This window comes from Microvirga arvi (genome assembly GCF_016892765.1).
GTDB lineage: Bacteria > Pseudomonadota > Alphaproteobacteria > Rhizobiales > Beijerinckiaceae > Microvirga > Microvirga arvi.
In genome coordinates, this window is record NZ_JAFEMD010000014.1 from 32709 (window position 1) to 52276 (window position 19568).

General features: G+C 59.1%; 17 protein-coding genes. 10 read left to right on the top strand and 7 right to left on the bottom strand.

From position 1 onward, the window contains the following. Positions 1-7 precede the first annotated feature (7 nt). The 6 genes from ILT44_RS10785 to ILT44_RS10810 are packed head-to-tail and all read left to right on the top strand — an operon-like array spanning position 8 to position 4734. Positions 8-628, top strand: coding sequence for an urease subunit gamma (locus ILT44_RS10785; RefSeq protein ID WP_204239576.1), 621 nt, complete (start codon positions 8-10; stop codon positions 626-628). Further along, a complete protein-coding gene (gene ureC, locus ILT44_RS10790) occupies positions 628-2355 on the top strand; it encodes an urease subunit alpha (protein WP_204239577.1) in 1728 nt (575 codons plus the stop codon). The genes ILT44_RS10785 and ureC overlap by 1 nt, the downstream gene beginning before the upstream one ends. Positions 2356-2357: 2 nt before the next feature. Beyond that, entirely contained in the window at positions 2358-2840 is a 483-nt protein-coding gene (locus tag ILT44_RS10795) for an urease accessory protein UreE (protein ID WP_204239578.1), read from the top strand. Further along, positions 2833-3528, top strand: a complete 696-nt coding sequence (locus tag ILT44_RS10800; protein ID WP_204239579.1) for an urease accessory protein UreF — start codon at positions 2833-2835, stop codon at positions 3526-3528. The genes ILT44_RS10795 and ILT44_RS10800 overlap by 8 nt, the downstream gene beginning before the upstream one ends. Beyond that, the gene (gene ureG / locus ILT44_RS10805; RefSeq protein ID WP_204239580.1) at positions 3525-4148 is read left to right on the top strand and encodes an urease accessory protein UreG; all 624 of its coding nucleotides are present in this window, start codon (positions 3525-3527) and stop codon (positions 4146-4148) included. Before ILT44_RS10800 ends, ureG begins: the two co-directional genes overlap by 4 nt. Before the next feature lie 10 nt (positions 4149-4158). Continuing rightward, entirely contained in the window at positions 4159-4734 is a 576-nt protein-coding gene (locus ILT44_RS10810; RefSeq protein WP_204239581.1) for a HupE/UreJ family protein, read from the top strand. A 73-nt stretch (positions 4735-4807) separates the two neighbouring features. On the opposite strand, the gene ILT44_RS10815 is transcribed toward ILT44_RS10810, so the two are convergent. Next, entirely contained in the window at positions 4808-5662 is an 855-nt protein-coding gene (locus ILT44_RS10815; RefSeq protein ID WP_204239582.1) for an alpha/beta fold hydrolase, read from the bottom strand. Positions 5663-5986: 324 nt separating this feature from the next. Between ILT44_RS10815 and ILT44_RS10820 the strand changes: the two genes are divergently transcribed. Together ILT44_RS10820 and ILT44_RS10825 are read left to right on the top strand one after the other, a co-directional pair. Next, entirely contained in the window at positions 5987-8713 is a 2727-nt protein-coding gene (locus tag ILT44_RS10820) for a cadherin-like domain-containing protein (RefSeq protein WP_204239583.1), read from the top strand. Positions 8714-8917: 204 nt separating this feature from the next. Next, positions 8918-11083 carry a CHASE2 domain-containing protein gene (locus tag ILT44_RS10825; protein ID WP_239468103.1) on the top strand — a complete coding sequence of 722 codons (2166 nt, stop codon included), beginning with the start codon at positions 8918-8920 and terminating at the stop codon, positions 11081-11083. A gap of 148 nt (positions 11084-11231) precedes the next feature. Here the strand turns inward: ILT44_RS10825 and ILT44_RS10830 are convergent, their stop codons facing one another. From ILT44_RS10830 to ILT44_RS10855, 6 genes are all read right to left on the bottom strand, one after another. Beyond that, positions 11232-12194, bottom strand: coding sequence for a bile acid:sodium symporter family protein (locus ILT44_RS10830; RefSeq protein WP_204239585.1), 963 nt, complete (start codon positions 12192-12194; stop codon positions 11232-11234). Between the two features lie 3 nt (positions 12195-12197). Continuing rightward, positions 12198-13613 carry an NAD(P)H-dependent oxidoreductase gene (locus ILT44_RS10835; protein WP_204239586.1) on the bottom strand — a complete coding sequence of 472 codons (1416 nt, stop codon included), beginning with the start codon at positions 13611-13613 and terminating at the stop codon, positions 12198-12200. Between the two features lie 77 nt (positions 13614-13690). Then, complete coding sequence (gene otnK / locus ILT44_RS10840; protein ID WP_204239587.1) at positions 13691-14956, bottom strand: 3-oxo-tetronate kinase; 1266 nt, start codon at positions 14954-14956, stop codon at positions 13691-13693. Continuing rightward, positions 14953-15765 (bottom strand): hydroxypyruvate isomerase family protein, encoded by an 813-nt coding sequence (locus ILT44_RS10845; RefSeq protein WP_204239588.1) that lies wholly within the window; start codon positions 15763-15765, stop codon positions 14953-14955. The genes otnK and ILT44_RS10845 overlap by 4 nt, the downstream gene beginning before the upstream one ends. A 4-nt stretch (positions 15766-15769) precedes the next feature. Beyond that, positions 15770-16489, bottom strand: a complete 720-nt coding sequence (gene otnC, locus ILT44_RS10850) for a 3-oxo-tetronate 4-phosphate decarboxylase (RefSeq protein ID WP_204239589.1) — start codon at positions 16487-16489, stop codon at positions 15770-15772. A gap of 63 nt (positions 16490-16552) precedes the next feature. Beyond that, positions 16553-17215 carry a GntR family transcriptional regulator gene (locus ILT44_RS10855; protein ID WP_372441152.1) on the bottom strand — a complete coding sequence of 221 codons (663 nt, stop codon included), beginning with the start codon at positions 17213-17215 and terminating at the stop codon, positions 16553-16555. A 245-nt stretch (positions 17216-17460) separates the two neighbouring features. Here ILT44_RS10855 and ILT44_RS10860 point away from each other — a divergent pair, with 245 nt between their 5' ends. Together ILT44_RS10860 and ILT44_RS10865 are read left to right on the top strand one after the other, a co-directional pair. After that, positions 17461-18480, top strand: coding sequence for a 4-hydroxythreonine-4-phosphate dehydrogenase PdxA (locus ILT44_RS10860; protein WP_239468104.1), 1020 nt, complete (start codon positions 17461-17463; stop codon positions 18478-18480). A 57-nt stretch (positions 18481-18537) separates the two neighbouring features. Then, entirely contained in the window at positions 18538-19533 is a 996-nt protein-coding gene (locus tag ILT44_RS10865; protein ID WP_204239592.1) for a Bug family tripartite tricarboxylate transporter substrate binding protein, read from the top strand. Positions 19534-19568 lie beyond the last annotated feature (35 nt).

The window sequence follows — 19568 nt, forward strand, 5'->3', positions numbered from 1 at the left end:
TTTAAGAATGCACCTCACTCCTCGTGAAAAAGACAAGCTCCTCATCGCCATGGCCGCCATGGTGGCCCGCCGCCGCTTGGAGCGCGGCGTGAAGCTCAACCATCCGGAGGCAATTGCTCTCATCACCGACACGGTGGTGGAGGGCGCCCGCGATGGGCGCTCCGTGGCCGAGTTGATGGAGGCGGGCGCGCATGTCGTCAACGCCGAACAGGTGATGGAGGGTGTGGCCGAGATGATTCACGACATTCAGGTCGAGGCCACGTTCCCCGATGGCACCAAGCTCGTGACCGTGCATCACCCGATCCGGGGCGCTGCTTCCGAGGATGTGCCCGGCGAGGTCGTGACGCAGGATGGAGAGATCGTTTTCAATGAAGGTGCGGACCGAACCGTGCTGACGGTGGCGAACACCGGCGACCGCCCGATCCAGGTCGGGAGCCATTATCACTTCTTCGAGACCAATCCGGCCCTGTCGTTTGAGCGCGAGAAGGCACGCGGCATGCGACTTGATATCGCGCCCGGAACGGCGGTGCGGTTCGAGCCGGGCTCCACCCGCGAGGTCGTTCTGGTTCCCTTGTCGGGCAAGCGCGAAGTCTACGGTTTTCGCCAAACCGTAATGGGGGCCCTCTGATGACGAATGGAAGGAAGCCTGCCTCGCTCCCGCGCGCGGCCTATGCCGACATGTTCGGCCCCACCAAAGGGGACAGGATCAGGCTCGCCGACACTTCCCTCGTGATCGAGGTCGAGAAGGACTTCACGACGTATGGGGAGGAGGTGAAGTTCGGCGGCGGCAAGGTCATTCGTGATGGAATGGGACAGAGTCAGGTGACCCGTGCCGGGGGGGCAGTCGATACCGTGATCACGAATGCGGTCATTCTTGACCATTCTGGCATCGTGAAGGCCGATATCGGCATCAGGGGCGGACGGATCGCTGCCATAGGCAAGGCCGGAAACCCGGATGTACAGCCTCATGTCGATATCATCATCGGGCCGGGTACGGAGATCATTGCCGGGGAGGGCAAGATCGTCACAGCCGGCGGCTTCGACTCTCATATCCACTTCATCTGCCCGCAGCAGATCGAAGAGGCGCTGATGTCCGGCATCACTACAATGCTTGGCGGCGGAACAGGTCCTGCGACCGGTACCTTCGCCACCACCTGCACGCCGGGGCCTTGGCATATTGCCCGCATGATCGAGGCAGCAGACGGTTTTCCCATGAATCTCGCCTTTACAGGCAAGGGCAACGCCTCGCAGCCCGGTGCTCTGGAAGAGATGATCCAGGCGGGAGCCTGCGCCCTCAAGCTGCACGAGGATTGGGGCACCACCCCTGCGGCTATCGATTGCTGCCTCTCGGTGGCTGATGCCTACGACGTGCAGGTGATGATCCATACCGACACCCTCAACGAATCCGGTTTCGTCGAAGATACGATTGCAGCCTTCAAGGGTCGCACGATCCATGCCTTTCATACGGAAGGGGCAGGTGGCGGCCACGCGCCGGACATCATCAAGGTTGCGGGCCTTCCCAATGTGCTGCCGTCCTCCACCAATCCGACGCGGCCTTATACGGTGAACACCATTGACGAGCATCTCGACATGCTCATGGTCTGCCACCATCTCGACCCGTCGATCCCTGAGGATCTGGCCTTCGCCGAGAGCCGCATCCGCAAGGAGACAATAGCGGCTGAGGATATCCTCCACGATATCGGCGCGCTCTCGATGATGTCCTCCGACAGCCAAGCCATGGGTCGCGTGGGCGAGGTCATCATCCGCACCTGGCAGACGGCGCATAAGATGAAGGTGCAGCGCGGGCCGCTGCCTAGCGAAACCGGTGACAACGACAACCTGCGCGCGCGACGGTATGTGGCGAAATACACGATCAATCCCGCCATCGCCCATGGCGTGTCCCGGCATATCGGCTCCGTCGAGACCGGAAAGCTTGCCGACCTCGTGGTCTGGACGCCGGCTTTCTTCGGGGTGAAGCCCGATCTCATCATCAAGGGCGGAGCCATCGCGGCGGCGCTCATGGGTGATCCGAACGCGTCGATCCCGACCCCGCAGCCAGTACATTACCGGCCAATGTTCGGAGCCTATGGCCGGGCGCTCGTGACAACCTCCCTGACATTTGTGTCAAAAGCTGCCCTTGAAAACGGCCTTGCCGGGAAGCTCGGAGTTCAGAAACAGCTGGTCGCCGTCGAGAACGTACGCGGCGGCATCGGCAAAAAGGACATGGTGCTGAACGGTGCCACGCCTGTCATTGAGGTAGATCCCGAGACCTATGACGTTCGCGCCGACGGCGAATTGCTGGTCTGCGAACCGGCCAAGGTCCTCCCCATGGCTCAACGCTACTTCCTGTTCTGAACATGATCCGAGCCACATCCATCATCCGCCGCAATGCCGTCGATCAGGACCGCATCATCGATATCATCACCCTCGATCACGGCGACCGTCACCGCCGCCGGATCATGCTGAACGCCGATGGAGGCACCGCTTTCCTGCTCGACCTCGACAAGGCCGATGTGCTGGAGGACGGGGACGCTATCCGCCTTGAAAGCGGCTGGTTAGTCGGGGTGAAGGCGGCGAAAGAGAAGCTCATCGAGGTATCAACGGAGGATCCCCTCGATCTCCTCACCTTAGCTTGGCACATCGGCAACCGGCATGTTCCCGCTGAAATCACGAGGTCTGCCATCTACATCGCCTACGACCATGTGCTGCTCGACATGCTCCAAGGCTTGGGAGCCAAGACCGAAGTTGTCGAGCGCGCGTTATGCCCTGTGCGTGGAGCCTACCACCACGAGCACAGCGAGCATTCAGGCCATCCTAGCCATGGACACGGTCATGGATGAGGCCTTCCTTCAAGCAGGTCAAAAGGGACAGAGCATCCTGCCGCTCTTGGCGTGGTTGTCCCCCTCCTATCCCGTCGGTTGCTATGCCTATTCTCACACGCTGGAATGGGCGGTCGAGGCAGGCGACGTGATGAATGAGGAAACGCTCATTGCGTGGCTGACCGATCAGATGACGCTTGGTTTTGGCCGCAACGATGCGATACTGATGAGCCATGCCTATCAAGCGTCAGCGGTAGGCGATGAAGCCACCCTATGTGACGTCAACGAATTGGCCCTGGCACTCTCCCCATCCGCGGAATTGTACCTCGAGACGAGCCAGCAGGGGCGCAGCTTCCTCGATGCGACTCTGGCCGCGTGGCCTGCGCCGGGGCTGCTCTGGTTAGAGGGCGAAGTGGCGTTTCCAATTGCTATCGGCATGGCGGCTGCGGCGCATGGCGTTCCTCTGCCGCTGACCTCAAGCGCTTATCTTTTCGGGCTCGTGCAGACGCTCGTCTCGGCAGCTATCCGCCTTGCGCCGATCGGGCAGACGGCCGGCATCCGTGTCTGCGCCGTCTTGGCTGTGACCGCGCAAGACGTCTCACGGGAAGCCATCAGCTTATCGCTCGACGATATCGGCGCAGCGACCTTCCGGGCTGATCTCGGTTCCTTTCACCATGAAAACCAGTACACGAGGCTATTTCGCTCATGACCTCCCACACAGGACCTCTTCGCGTCGGCATCGGCGGGCCGGTCGGTTCAGGCAAGACTGCCCTGATGGAGGCACTCTGCAAGATATTTCATGGCCGCTACGACATCTGCGCCATCACCAACGACATCTACACCAAGGAGGATGCCCGCCTCCTCACTGTCGCCGGAGCCCTGCCGGTGGAGCGCATCATGGGTGTCGAGACGGGCGGATGCCCGCATACGGCCATTCGCGAGGATGCTTCCATCAACCTTGCCGCTATTGCAACCATGCGCAAACGCTTTCCGTCACTCGACATCGTGCTGGTGGAGTCCGGCGGGGACAATCTGTCCGCGACCTTCTCGCCCGAACTTGCGGATCTGACGATCTACGTCATCGATGTTGCCGGGGGCGAGAAGATCCCACGTAAGGGCGGCCCAGGCATTACCCGCTCAGACCTTCTGGTGATCAACAAGATCGACCTCGCGCCTCATGTGGGTGCCGATCTTGCCATCATGGAAGATGATACGAAGCGCATGCGTGGACAGCGCCCGTATGTCTTCAGCAATATTCGCGCCGGTGTGGGCGTGGATTCCATCGCGAAGTTTATCGAACAAGCCGGCGGCTTAGACGCGGCTGCATAAGAGGGTAATCGTGCAACTCAAAAATTCCATCTTTGTTGCCGCACTGGCAGTTGCAGCAACGCCGGCGCTGGCCCACACCGGGACGCACTCGGTTTCGGGTTTTGCCGCGGGCTTCCTGCACCCCCTTGGTGGGTTCGATCACATGCTCGCCATGGTCGGCGCCGGCCTTTTTGCGGCATTGCTCGGCAGGAGCGCCCTTGTGGTGGTACCTGCAAGCTTTGTGCTGATGATGATGACTGGCGGAGCAATCGGTATGGCAGGATTTCAGATCCCTGCCGTCGAGGCGTTAATAGCTGCGTCGGTTGTTGCTGTCGGTGTCGTCGTGGCGCTGGGCTGGCCTTGGCCGAGGAGCGCGGCGGCAACGCTTGTCGGCTTCTTTGCCGTCTTCCATGGCTATGCCCATGGCATCGAGATTCCAATAGGAGCGGATGCCTTCCCTTACATCCTGGGCTTTGCCTTAGCGAGTGCAGCCCTGCATTCTTTCGGCGTTATCCTGAGCCGAATGACCTCAAGCTATAGGAACGCCGCCAAGTCGATCGGAGCAGCCATCACGTTTGCGGGGCTAGTGCTAGCCTTTGCACTGTGAGTAAACTGCTCACAGTGTAAAAAAATATATGAATTTAAGGCAGCAACGGCCAAGGAATTCTCGGAGGGCGCGATCATCGCGCGCGCAGCTCTCCTGTACCCCAATCCCTGCCGGTGATCGCCAATCCGAGCTGTTCCTCTAACAGAGACACATATAGCTCGGGTCTAACAATATAAGGGAAGTGCCCGCCCCATTCGAAGACGTAGGCGACTGAAGGCTTCAGCCGCTCACGTACCGCCTCTCGCATTGATAGCAGAATGAGGGGGTCATCGGCGCTCTCGATCGTCGCAATTCGTTCCCTTGGCAAATTGGGCAACGGCAACTCTGGCCCTCGCTTTAGCGCGTTCAGCCGTGCGCGCAGTTCCGGCTCCGGGATTCGTCCAGCGACTTCGGTCATGAGGAGATCGACGAGTTCCTCCTGCTCTGGGTGAGCTTCTCGCCAAGTTCCGAGGTTGCGGCCGAAGCCTGCGCGGAGTTCCTCTATCGGTGCGCTGTCAAGGTCCGAGGAATAGGGTGGACGGGTCGCAACGCCTGCCACACTGTGCAACGTGTTGGCTGCGATGAGCCCTTCAACAAGGTGCGGATACGTCGCTGCGAGGTATTGCGCCAAGTATCCTCCAAGGGATGAGCCGAGTACGGTGAATCGGTCCAGAGCGAGCCTGCCGCTCAGTTCTGCGATGTCGCTGGCCCATTCAGGCACACCACCGCTCTTCGGGTAAGTGACAGCAACGATACGTGCGCGGTCTTGCAATGCCTCGATCTGTTGCCAAAAGACGTCGCCGCGGCCTAGCGTACCCGGGATGAGCAGCAGCGCTGGACCGCTATCGCCTGCTTTCACGTATCCCCATTCACGGCCACTTATCATGATCCGCTGCTCCGGATGGCGGTTCGTAAAGTGATTGCGGATGGCGATCAGACGATTGGCCATGTGAATGGGTCCTTCACCTCGGGCGAGGAGTGCGCACCCCCTATGCGGCACGCCATCTCCATGGAAATGTAATCTAAACAAAATTTCGATAGGGCGTGTATAGGCTCCTGGAGAGGTATCTATGTAACAATCTGACCCTAGCGGAACATCCAAAATTCGGGAGGAGAGCGGACTTTCGCTTGGCTACACTGAAAGGAGCAGTTCAGAAGAGACTGCTTCAAAAAGGGGGTAATTGGGACATGTACCTCCGACTGCTAAGATTTCATTCTCGTAGGAGGGAACGGGAGAAAGGATTATCATCGCACGAACCCAAGGGGTTCAGCTGTGTACCAATCGGGAGACCAATCGGGAGAAGGTGCCAGTACTTTCCACATCCGGATCGACGCTGCCGAAGCGTCGAGCGGCAACCCTGACACCGAGCCTTCCATCCTCTTCCCGGACAAGGATATTCTATTCACCGCCGACTTCAAGCGATCTGGGACCGATCTCCTGCTTGTGAGGCACGAGACGACGGCGGTCATCCTCGACTATTTCAGGGAGGATCGGCGCTTAAGCCTCATCACTCCCGAAGGCGCTAGCCTCTCAGGTGCAACCGTCGAGGCCTTGGCAGGTCCCGACCCATCAGGGCAATACGCGCAGGCGACGCCTGCGGTGGCAACACGGGCATCGATCGGGCGGGTCGAGAAGGTATCCGGATCGGCAACCGTTCTACGGAATGGCGTCTTGATCGAGTTGCGCCTCGGCGATTTGGTCGCCAAAGGCGACGTCGTCCAGACAGGGACGAGCTCGTCTGTTGCAATCAAGTTGAACGACGGAACGGTCTTCAGCCTGTCATCCAATGCGCGAATGGTGTTGAATGACATGGTCTACGCCGCGGACTCGACCGCGAACTCGGCACTGTTCACTCTTGTCGAAGGCGTCATTGGGTTCATAGCGGGAAAAATCGCCAAGACCGGTGACCTCAAGGTGGACACACCGGTTGCCACCATGGCAATCAGGGGAACTGCCGTCCAGACTGAGATCGCAGCGTCCAGCGGGACCACGCGGTTCTCGCTTCTCACGGAGCCGGACGGAACCGTGGGCTCGTTCCTCCTGCTGAACAAGAACGACCCATCCCGAGTGATCACGTCGGTGTCGGATACTCGTACCGCAACACTCCTGACGCCCGTCGCCGCCGCAGACCCGCGCATCACGTTGGTGACGAAAACAGCGGACGACCTTCGCGGCGAAGGTAGTTTCGTGCGGGATATGTTCCAGTTCTTTGCCCCCGAGCCTCTTCAGCGACGTGGCAGCAGCGATTCCGAGGACACTCCGGTCATTCCAGTGAACCTGTTTCAGCAGGTTGATCCGCCAGACTTGTCGCAATTTGCCATCGCGCCCTTTGTCCCGGAGCGTGTTGCTTCCCGAGATATTGTCCTTCCGTCTCTCGCGGCTGTGTCGGCGCGGATGCAAGGGAGAGCAATCGAGGACGGGCCTCTCGCGCGGCTCGGCACACTGCCAGAGGCCGACACTCCAACTGGCGCGACCCTGCCCCTTGTGCTCGTGCCGACGTCGTTGCCGCCAGGCGTGAGATATCGCGATGGATCACGTAGTTTCTCCCTGGATCCCTCGGATCCAGCCTATCAGCATCTGGGAAAGGGGGAGACCGAGACCGTCACTGTCGACTATATTCTGTTGAACAGTGACGGAAGACAAGTTCCGGCTTCGGTCTCCTGGACCATCGCCGGCGTGAATGATGATCCCGTTGCCGCGAGCGACACCATCAGCGCTGTCGGGGAGATTGGGCGGACGATCCTGGAGGTGCGCAGCAACGATCGTGACGTTGACGGCGACGCCCTCCAGATCGTTCGTTGGACCGCCCCGTCCGAGGGATCCATCCTCCGGACGTCGTCCGGGGATCTGGTCTTCGATCCCAGAGACGACTTTCGCGCCCTCAGCGCGGGTCAAACGGCAACATTATCATTCACCTATGCGATCTCGGATGCCCAGGGAGGAACCGATGCCACGACCGTCACCGTAAAGGTCCAAGGGACCGGAACGTTCTCTGCGCCCCATCAGACTGATTTGGAGAGAGGCATACTCGGGTTCAATCAGCAGGAGGTTTCGCTCATCGTCGATCTGCCGTCGGCAACCACGACAACGAGCGCGGATCTCGACTTGGCCATCGGTCTCGGCCCGGTGCTGCAACCGCAGATGAACATCCTCTACCTGATCGACATCTCGGGCAGTACTTCGGAAGAGTTTGAAGGAACGCCGATCGGCGATCTTAACCGGGATGGCCGCGCCAACACAGTTCTGGATGCGGAACTCGCAAGCCTGATCGCACTCACTGAACGGATCAGAGCGCTCGGATTTTCACCAGCCGACGTGACGGTAACGGTCATCCCCTTCAACGGGAGTGCTGACCCGACCGATGCCACGGATCGCGCCGAAGGTGGCGTAGACGCGGCGACGTTCGGTCTCGGACAAGCGGGGGATGCGGCCATCGAGAACTATCTGAGAGGCCTGGATTCTCGCGGGCTAACGAACTTCGCTGATGCCTTACGAGCGGCCAACGACAGGTTGGAGGGGCTGGACGAGGGCAGCGAGCTGAACTTCGTGTACTTTCTCTCGGATGGCAGTGGACAAGGCTCGATCGAGACCGAGCTTGCGACCCTGAACGGCCGTTATGCGGCGAAGATTACCGCCGTCGGGGTCGGCGAGGGCGCAAGGCTTACACAGCTTGACATGATCGACAACACGGGCGGAGCCTCCTTGTTGACCTCGCCCGACCAACTCGACATTTCCGTTCTCGGATCCCCCCTTGAGGATGGAGTTGTGGCCGATCTAAACGTCTTCCTGAATGGGCGGGAAATCCCTGAGATCGATCTCGAAGATCTCGTCAGAACACCTGAAGGGTTCACCCTCAACGCGTCGCTGGAAGGTCTCGAGCGGCTTGCAGGCGATAGGAATTCCTTGTCGGCGACAATCACCTTCGCGAGTGGAGAAGCGTTGACGACCAATTTGACGATTGCCGGGGCTCTGCCTCGTTCAACCGACCTCATTCTGTGAGGCCATCATGCATCGGTTCTCGCTTCCGTCCGATCCGAACCTTGATTGTCCGATCCGACGAACGAAGCCATCGTCTCTTCGTGCACCGAATTCGGAAGCGGATGTCGCTTTGAGGGCCGGTCCAATATTCTTTCTCCTGACGAGTGACGATCCCTGCGCCTGCTTTCCGAGGGATTATTGGCTATGAGGGCGCTCTTGCGGAAGATGCGTCGTTTCGGCATCGGACGTATGGTGGGCCTTCTGCTTCTCGTTGGCCTGCTGGCGCTGCGTGCCTGGGATCCAGGCCCCATTGAAGCGCTTCGCCACAAATCGTTCGATGTCTATCAACTGATGTACCCTCGGTCCGAGCGCCCGAACCTCGTGGCGATTGTCGATATCGACGAACGGAGCCTGCGGGCTTTGGGACAGTGGCCGTGGCCGCGCACAATTATGGCCAATATTGTTTCAAAGGTTGTCGAGCATGGTGGCACAATCATTGGCTTCGATGTGCTCTTTCCAGAGCCGGATCGCAGTTCGCCCGAGGTTGCAGTCGAAACCTTCCAGGGGGTGGATCGTGCGACCCGGGAGACGCTTCGGCAACTGCCAAGCAATGACGCCATCTTCGCAGAGGTCATTCGCCGGACCAAGGTGGTGCTTGGACAGTCGGGTTATCGTGTTGCGGGAGCAGCGCCTATCGCGCGCCCGATAATCCAGAATGGAATCGCCACACTCGGCCCTGACCCGCGCCCGTATCTGGTCGACTTTCCGCACCTGCTGCGAAACCTACCTGTTCTTGACGAGGCCGCTCAAGGCAATGGCATTTTTTCGATTATCCCAGAACAGGACGGTACCGTCCGTCGCGTGCCGGTCGTGGCGCTCGCCGACGGAACTATCGTTCCTTCTCTTTCTCTTGAGATGCTTCGGGTCGCCACGGGATCAGGTGCCATTCTCATAAAAACGGACGCTAGCGGCGTTCGGAGTGTCGGCTTTCAGGACCTCGAAATTCCGACGGACGGCAAAGGTCGGATCTGGATCCACTTCTCACCACACGACCTAAGCAAATATATCTCTGCCATCGATCTTCTTCAGGATAGGGTTGGCGCAGACAGTATTGCAGGCAAAATGGTGCTGATAGGGACTTCCGCCGCCGGCCTTCTCGACCTCAAAGTCACACCGATTCATCCGGCACTTCCCGGAGTCGAACTGCATGCTCAGCTTCTGGAGAGCGCCCTCACGAGATCGACCTTGAGCCGGCCGGGCTACACGGCATTCTTCGAGCTCATGCTCGGGACACTTCTGAGTCTGACTCTGATCGCATTGGCACCCAAAATGAACGCGGGAAGCCTTTTCTTCTTAGGCGGCACTATCGCCGCTGTGACCTTGGGCGTGTCCTGGTACTGTTTCGTTTTTCTCAATCTTCTGATCGACTGCACATTCCCGCTGATCTCAAGCCTTCTCGTCTACGCGGTTCTGGTTTGTACGAATTACGTGAGTGTTTCCGCAGATCGCCACCGCATCAGATCTGCCTTCAGCCAGTATCTGTCGCCCGATCTGGTCGAGCAACTGGCGCAATCACCCGAAAAGTTAGTCCTTGGCGGCGAGCAGCGCAATCTGACTGTTCTCTTCTCGGACATTCGGGGTTTCACAGCCATTGCTGAATTGTACAAGGACGATCCGCAGGGATTGACGACCTTGATTAATCGGCTCTTCACCCCGCTTACCAAAGACATCATGGAGCGCCACGGGACGATCGACAAATATATGGGCGATGCGATCATGGCCTTTTGGAACGCCCCGCTCACGGATCTCTCCCACGAGGCGAATGCCTGTGAAGCCGCGCTGGCCATGCTGGACAGCCTTCAGGAGCTCAATGAACAGCGGCAGCGCGAGGCTTGGGGCGATCATCCTGTTCCGCCACTCAGAATCGGCATCGGTCTGAACACAGGCAGCTGTGTGGTCGGCAACTTCGGCTCAGATCTACATTTCAACTATTCGGTTCTGGGAGATACGGTCAATCTGGCATCTCGACTGGAGAGTCTGACAAAGCAGTACGGTGTCGCTATCATTATTGGAGAAAAGACTGCCAAGGCTGTCCGCGAGCGGTTCGCCGTTCTCGAAATCGACCATATGCAGGTGCGGGGAAAGCAGGTGCCGGAGCGGATCTTCACGGTTCTGGGACGAGCCGAAGTGGCCGCTGGATCAGACTTTATAGAACTGATGGAACGAAACGATACCATGCTTGATGCATATCGCTGTCGCGAATGGTCGAAGGCCCTCGAGACGATCCTTCGCTGTCGCGAGCTGGGAAACAGATTCGGTCTCGACGACTACTATGACTTCTATATTCAGCGGATCAGGCACCTGATTGAGACCTCGGCATCGTCCAGCTAAAATGGTTCTAACGTTGAACGAACGATAGAAGGCGCTGGCCTAGCACGGCGAAACATGCGCCATGTCTATCTTACAATAGTTCATGTAGAGGAAAGGAGACCTCAGAGGCTGACCTGCCTCGTACATAGCCGCCTATTAAGCGAGGCTATCAGACGTTACGCTCTGCATAGGAGCGCGCCAAAACGGCGCAAACCAGCAATTGAATTTGATGGAATAGCATCAGAGGCAGAATGACGGCGCCTATCATGCTTGCTGGAAAGAGAATGCTCGCGATCGGAACACCACTGCCAAGGCTTTTCTTGGAACCACAGAAGACGAGAGCAATCTCATCCCGTCGTGTGAACCCGAACAGCCGGCTGGCACCTGTCGTGATCACGAGCACCATGGCCAGGAGCAAGCAGTTCACGAGCACAAGGAGAGCCAAGTCGCTCGGTGCCAACTGGAGCCACAGGTTGTTGATAGTAGCTTCGCCAAAAGCATAGTAGACGACGAGAAGGATCGCACCCCGATCCACGATTCCTGTAAACGTTCGGCGCGCTTCCACCCATCGTCCAATCCAGGACCGCATGAGGTGTCCGACGAGAAATGGGACCAGAATCTGCAACACGATCTCAGCAATGGCGTCGAGCGAAATGCCACCCTGGGTCTGCATCAACAATCCCGCCAGAAGCGGAGTGATAAAGACGCCTAAGACGTTCGAAGCTGATGCGCTACACACAGCGGCAGCGACATTTCCACCGGCTATCGACGTGAAGGTGATGGAGGACTGGATCGTAGATGGGAGGAGGCAGAGATAAAGGATGCCCAGTGCAATACCGGGCGCCAGATACGACTGCAGATAGGTTTTAGTGGCGAGGCCAAGAATTGGAAACAGGACGAAGGTCGCGGCAAATACCATCAGATGAAGGCGCCAATGACCAACTCCTTGAACGATTGCTTCTCGCGGCAGACGGGCGCCCTGAAGAAAGAACAGAAGTGCTATCGAACCGGTGATGATCATTTCAAGCAAAGGCGCCGCTGCTCCCGTTGCCGGAAGAAGCGTTGCAACGATGGCTGCCGCAACGAGAGCGAGGGTGAAGCGGTCAGGGCGCAGAAGGGAGAGAAAGGCCATCGATCACGCGCTCGCTTTCAATTCCCGTGCATGCCCCCCGAAAAAACGCGTATCCTGATCGCGACGAAGGCTCATCAGGGCGGAATTTTCATCCAACTCAAGATCGTTCATCCGAATTTCCTGACCTTTCGGGACCGATCTGGCCAGCCGGCAATCCGCCGCAAGGTAGAATGGGACTGGCGCCGCGGCCGTGAGAGAGCCGGCCGGGCGGAATTCCGCCGTGACGCCCGAGATCGTATGGTGGTGGCCCCCCATGGACAGGACCGTGCCGGCCACCAGGTCCTCGGTTGCCACAGCGATCAAATCGTAGCGCGGCTGATAGTCGTTGCCATAGCCGGACACCTGATGAACGGCCGCGTCGAGGATGCTGGTGGCAGCCTCAAGCCCCAGCAGATGACGCGGCAGGAAGATCATGGCGGTCGCGCCTGTCCGGCTGACGATATGTCCCTTCTGGGCCAGCATCTCCCAGCTTTTGGCATCGTCACATCGCACAACCACGAAGACGCCGCCTGCGAAGCTGATCTCGTCAGGTTTGCGCAGGCAGTGAAATACGTCGAGACGCCCGTCGCCGGAGAGGATTCCGCCATCATCGTGATGGGAGAAGATCGTGGGAACCTCGCTTATCCGGGCAAGGGGAGCATGAAGGTCGAACCGGTCCGGCTGCAGGCCGGTGGCATTGGCAACGACCATGAGCTCGCACAGATCAGGCACAGCTCGCTGCGGAAAAGCGGCTATGGCAGCGCTCCGGGCTTCAAGCAACTCATTGACGCTACGCTCGCCAAGCCCCCAATGACCTGCAAGATCAACATTGTCAGCGTATCGTTCATTGCTGGTGAGGCGGCTGGAGGCAGGGTCGAAAACGAAGTCGTATTCACTCGACTTTCCTGCAGCGACGACATGGAAGCCCATGACTTCCGCCCAGGTCGCGAGACCGATGAGCAGGCTCGGCTGGTCGCCATCGACCGTCGTCACGGTGCGCCCGCGCTCGGCCGCGCGAGCTTTGAGGCCCGGGCCAACGACGCTGTCGAGTTCCTTCGTCACGAGAGCGAGGTGCTTTTCCGCCTCGATCGCGATCAGGGCGTGATGCGCGGCAGCTCTAGGTTGCCCGGTCGCTTCGACAACGACGTCGAACGGAAGGTCCGCGACCAGCGCAAGGTCGCCGGTAGCGATGTAGTCGCCCCGCTCCCATGCAGCCTTCGCGTCCCGAACGGTTTCGCAAACCTGGATCTTGCGAGCCTCGATGCCCGCGGCTCTCAAACCCGATGCCGCTCCTTCAGATGTGAGGTCTACCGCAATGCGGGCACTTATCAGGGGAACGCGCTGAGCCTGAGCTAGAAAGCTCTGTCCAAAGCCGCCCGTGCCGACGACGCAGGTTTCGACAGGGCGGTCAGCTTTCGCGTAATAAGCATGATAGTTCATGGCATACATCTCCCCACCCTAAGCGCTTGATGCGATGGGCCTGGCTGGTAATGGTTGCTACAGGTCGGTGCTTCGGCCTACCGAAGCATGGTCCAGGCCTTGAGGAAAAAATCCTGACCGCCGAAATTGCCCGACTTGAGCGCGAGTGCGAGATCGACGCCGCCCAGCGACCGTGTCCATGGTACGCCCGGATCGATCTCGGGACCGATCGAGAGGGCTTGAACCTCCAGTGCGTTCACGACCGCTCCTGATGTTTCGCCACCTGCAACGATGATGCGGGTGAAGCCAAGAGTGGGAAGGGAACGCGCGATCTCCGCCAGCGTGTTTTCGACGATTTCTCCGGCATTCATACGGCCGAGCTTGCTTTGGATGGCCTGCACTTCTTCCGGCGCTGCCGTGGAATAGATCAGAACCGGTCCTTGCTTTTGCTTGGCCGTCAGCCAGTCAAGAGCGGTTTGTGCCGTGATAGCCCTCGACGCGAGATCCATAGGGTCGATCCGGAGTGCCGGAATGCCAGCTTTGATCGCAGTTTCAACTTGCTGCCGCGTCGCGTTCGAGCATGACCCCGCTAGGATGATGCTGCGCCCTTCGGGAGCTTCGAAGCCTGCGGGCAGGATGTCCATCGCGAGAGCCTCCCGCTGCCGGTAGGCTGCGGGAAGACCCATGGCGACGCCCGATCCGCCTGTGATCAAAGGGAAATCGGCAGCGGCGAGGCCAATGGTTCGAAGGTGCGTATCGCTAAGGGCGTCCACGATCACGATCCGGTGTCCTGCGGCCTCCTCTCGCTTGAAAGTAGAGCGAAGTGCATCGGGCCCTGCGTCCACATCCTCAAAGGCAACGAGACCGACGGAGAGCTTGGTCTGTCGTTGCAAAACGCGGACAAGGTTGGAGTCCCGCATCGGCGTGAGCGGATGGTCCTTCATGCTGCTTTCGTGCAAGGGAACGCCATTCACGAACAGATGTCCCTTGTAAACTGTACGACCATTGGCTGGAAAGGCAGGGCAGGCGAGGGTGAGAGCGCTGCCGGTGAAGGCGAGAAGCGCCTCCGTCACGGGACCGATATTTCCTTCATCCGTGGAATCGAAGGTGGAGCAATATTTGAAGAACAGATTTCTGGCGCCGGCGTTTTTGAGCGACTTCGCCGCAGCGAGCGATTGAACGATAGCCTGCTGCGGAGGGATGGTTCTGGATTTCAGGGCTACAACGACGGCATCTGCCCCGGAGAGATCGAGCCCAGCGTGCGGCACGCCTATCGTCTGTATCGTCCTTAATCCTTCGCGAGCCAGCATGAGAGCGAGATCCGTGGCGCCCGTCAGGTCATCCGCGACGCATCCGAGCTTCATGCTGCATCTCCGCGCGAGCTTGAGGGGAATTGGTTCCGGCTCCACGTGGAGAGCCAACCGAGTCCGTCTTCAGTGCGGCCGCGAGGCTTGTACTCAGCCCCTATCCAGCCGTCATAACCGAGCTTGTCGAGCGTTCGGCAGATTTCGCGATAGTCGATCTCACCCTCGTCAGGTTCAGCCCTGCTCGGGACCGCAGCGATCTGCACATGGCCGATCAGGCCAAGATACTCCTTGAGCCTTCTCGTCAGATCACCCTGCATGATCTGCGTGTGGTAGCAGTCGAACATGATCTTCACGTTACGGCGCTCCACCTGCGCGATAACTGATGCTGCCTGCTCGACTGAGTGGAGGAAATAGCCGGGCCGGTCGCGATGATTGATCGGCTCGATCAGGATTGTCATTCCGGCCTGGGCAGCCTTATCTGCCGCCGCCCGCAGGTTTGCTATGAATGTGCGCTCGGCGGTTGCGACAGCATCCGCGGGTACTACGCCTGCCATGCAGTGAACGGCCGTCGCACCGATGGCGCTGCCATAGGACACGGCCTGGTCAAGAACTTGATGGAATTCGGTTTCGCGCCCTGGCAATGCTCCCAGTCCGAAGTCACCTGCGGCAGCATTGCCGATGGGGGTGTTTAATCCAAGCATTGTCATCTGGCTGCGCACCAAGACCCTGTGCATCTCCGCAGCGGGTACATGATAGGGCCAGTGCATCTCAACAGCTTTGAAACCTGCTGCTGCGGCAGCGGCAACCCGATCGACATCGGAATGCTCGGTGAACAGAAAACCCAGATTGGCCGAGAAACGAGGCATGGATTCATCCGCATTTGTGTGAATGGTGATGAGGAGTGGTGCAGCATTCCTCGGCATTACCAGGCGACTCGTCCAGGATGGCCCCGTCCAAGTCGAAGTGGGTGACGAGATCCCGGACCTGCGCTCGGCTTAGCAATCGAGGGTTGAGACCGTGCAGCAGAAGCCGCAGCTTCGCGGTCTCTTCCAATTCCTCAGTTGCATAGACAGCAGCTTCCAGATCCTTGCCAGCTACCACGGGGCCATGGTTGGCGAGAAGAACCGAACTGTAACGTCCCGCGAGCCCTCGGATCGCATCGGTGACGGCGGGATCGCCCGGCCTGTAGTAAGGAACGAGAGCCGTCCGGCCGACGCGCATGACATAATAGGCCGTCATGGGCGGGAGGACGTTGGCAGGATCAATGTCCGGCAGCATTGAGACTGCGACTGAGTGCGTGGAGTGCAGATGAACGATCGCGCCAGCATCCTTGCGGGTTGCATAGAGAGCCGAGTGAAGGGGCAACTCCTTTGTTGGTGCGTCCCCCGACAGGAGGCGGCCGTCTTCATCGAGCTTGCTCAGGCGCCCCGGGTCGAGGAATCCAAGCGAACTGTTGGTAGGAGTCGTCAACCAACCTCCATCGCTCAGCCTGACGGAGATGTTGCCGGATGATCCGGCCGTCAGGCCCCGCTCGAACAAGGAGCGGCCAAACCTGCAGATCATCTCGCGAAGCTCGCTCTCATGGCTCATGTTGGCGACCTTGGGTGTCAAGGAGAATGGGAAGAAGCTTCAGGAGGCGCCGGTAACGCTAGTTCAAATGGCGTGCCTGACACGCTCCCAGGTTTGCTCCATATGAGCAGTCAGCACCTTGGACAGGCGCTCGGCATCACGGGCTTCCAAGGCGCTGATGATCTCTTCATGATCGGCCACGGCGCCGGCCCACTTTTCCGGCCCCTCATTGCCGATGTAACGGATCCGCTTCAGCCGAGCTTGGAGAACCCCATGAACGGAAACCAACGCTTCGTTCTTGGAGAGGCGGAGAATGGCCGAGTGAATGCTCTGGTTCAGCTTGAAGTAGGGAAGGCGGTCGCGTTTCCCATACATATCCATCATGCGGTCATGCAACTGCCTCACCTCGTGGATCTCGGCGTCAGTAGCATTGGCGCAGGCGAGCCGTCCGGCGAGACCCTCGAGGCTTCCGAGTACGATCAGGCTGTCATGAACGTCTTTCTCAGTGAACTTGCGCACCACTGCGCCTTTGCCGGGTGATAGTTCTACCAAGCCTTCGCTGGCGAGGAACTTGAGCGCTTCCCGCAAGGGCGTTCGGGAGACTCCGAGAATCTTACCCAAGTTACCTTCGTGGAGCCGGGTTCCTGGGGTGAGTTCGCCTTCAATGATCATGTCGCGGACGCGCGCCACGATGGCATCATGAAGGGTAGGGCGGGCAATCGGACCGCGCGAGTCGATCTCGTTGATCAGCAAATCTGCGGCCTCAAGTGCCATAGCTCGTCCCCACCTCTCGCCGTCTTTCCACAAATCCTGGATGCCGTTGATCCCTCTATACAACTCTTCTACGGAGTCCCGCAATCAAAATTCTGCATACAGAATACTTGTGTACAGCATTTAAGGCTGTTAGTGTCCTTGCGTCAGTCCAAAAAGAGGTTGCTGTGAGCGCTCACCTGTCATCGACCACCTCAGAAAAGCCTACGGTTGCATTCGCCATGGGCGATCCGGCTGGCATCAGCCCTGAATTGGCGGCTAAGCTTCTTGCGGCAGATGAATTCCGGGCCGGGGCTAATCTGGTCGTGCTTGGCGATCTTAGGGTCCTGGAGCAGGGGGCGAAGGTCGCCGGGGTCGCCGTCGATGTGGAGATCGTTTCGTCGGAAAGCGCGATTCCCGATGTCTTCGACCGCCCAGTCTTCGTGGATCTCAAGAATCTCAGCCCGGATCAGGTTGTGCCTGCGATAGCAACGCTAGAGGGTGGGATTTATGCGACCGAGAACTTCCGGCGCGCCCTACTTATGGCTCAGTCGGGCCGCGCGGATGCTGTTTTCTTTACGCCCTTCAATAAGAAGGCCATGCGCCTTGCCTATGAGGGATATGACGACGAAATTCGCTTCGTGCGCGACGTTCTCAAGACATCAACCGCGGCGAGCGAGTTCAATGTTCTGGGTAAGCTCTGGAATGCCCGCGTGACCTCGCACATCCCCTTATCGCAGGTAGCCTCCGCCATTTCTGAACAATCGATCCTGAGATCGCTGACCTTGGCGGATCAATGCATGCGCGCCGCCGGTTTCAATCCTCCTCGTATTGCTGTCGCAGGACTCAACCCCCATGCCGGCGACGGGGGCAACTTCGGCAGCGAGGAGATTGATGTCATCGAGCCAGCAGTTCGTCAGGCGTTGGCGCGGGGATTTGCAGTGGAAGGCCCGTTTCCGTCGGACACAGTCTTCCTGCGCGCCAAGAACGGCGACTTCGATGCCGTTCTGACTATGTATCACGACCAGGGGCAGATCGCGATGAAGCTGATGGGCTTCGACCGTGGTGTTACACTCATCGGCGGCTTCCCATTCCCGATCTGCACGCCTGCCCATGGCACGGCTTACGAGATCGCCGGTCGTGGCATTGCCAATCTCGGCGCCAGCCGCGAGGCCCTGTCCCTTGCCATTCGTATGGGCGCAGAGGTGCGCGCCCGTCGATCGGGGGTTGAAGAGCCTCGCCTGTCAGTCGCCTGTTCCTAGACACACCATTCTGAAGCCGACGCCATCGGCAGGAAACACCCAAAGGGAGGAAGTACGATGTTGAAGAAGACCTCATGGTTGGTAGCCACTGCAGTTGCTATTTCATTTGGAGGAATAGCGCAGGCTGATTGGAAGCCGACCAAGCCTGTCGAGTTTGTCGTTACGTCAAGCCCTGGCGGTGGTACCGACAATTTCGCACGCATGGTGCAGTCGATCATCGCCAAGCACAAGCTGATGGAACAGTCGGTCGTCGTCACCAACAAGGGTGGTGGCAGTGGGGCAGAGGGCTTTATCTATACGAAGGTCGCTGCTGGCGATTCCCACAAGCTGACGTTCGGAACGAACAACGCCTACCTCCTGCCATATGTGGCAAAGCTCGCCTACAAGCCTGATGAGTTGACCCCCGTCGCCGCCATGGCCCTCGACGAGTTCCTGCTCTGGGTGAAGGCGGATGCACCCTACCAAGACGCCAAGAGCTACATCGAGGCTGTGAAGGCGAAGCCCGACACCTTCAAGATGGGCGGAAGCCAGTCTAAGGATACGGATCAGACCCTCACGAGCTTGATCCAGGATGCCACGGGCGCCAAGTTCATCTACGTTCCGTTCCAAGGCGGCGGTGCGGCCGGCGTGCAGCTCGCCGGCGGACACATCGACTCCAACACGAACAATCCGAATGAGAATGCCGGTCAGTGGAAGGCTGGAGCGATCAAGCCGCTCTGCGTTTTCAGTCCGACCCGTCTGCAGGAGGGGCCGAAGGTCACGGCGACCATGGGCTGGTCGGATATCCCAACCTGCAAGGAGGCAGGCGTTCCGGTTGATCAGTTCCAGATGCCGCGCACCGTATGGCTGCCAGGTGGCGTTTCCCCCGAGACTGTGGCGTTCTACGCCGATGTGCTCAAGAAGGTAAGTGAGACGCCGGAGTGGAAGGAATACATCGAACGTACATCCCAGACCAACCGCTTTCTGGCCGGTGAGGAACTGAAGAGCTTCATCGCCTCGGACGATTCCAAGAACCGCAAGGTCTTTGAGCAGGAAGGCTGGGTTGTCCGCTAATTGCGATGACCTTGGGACTGGCGTAGAAGGCCTCC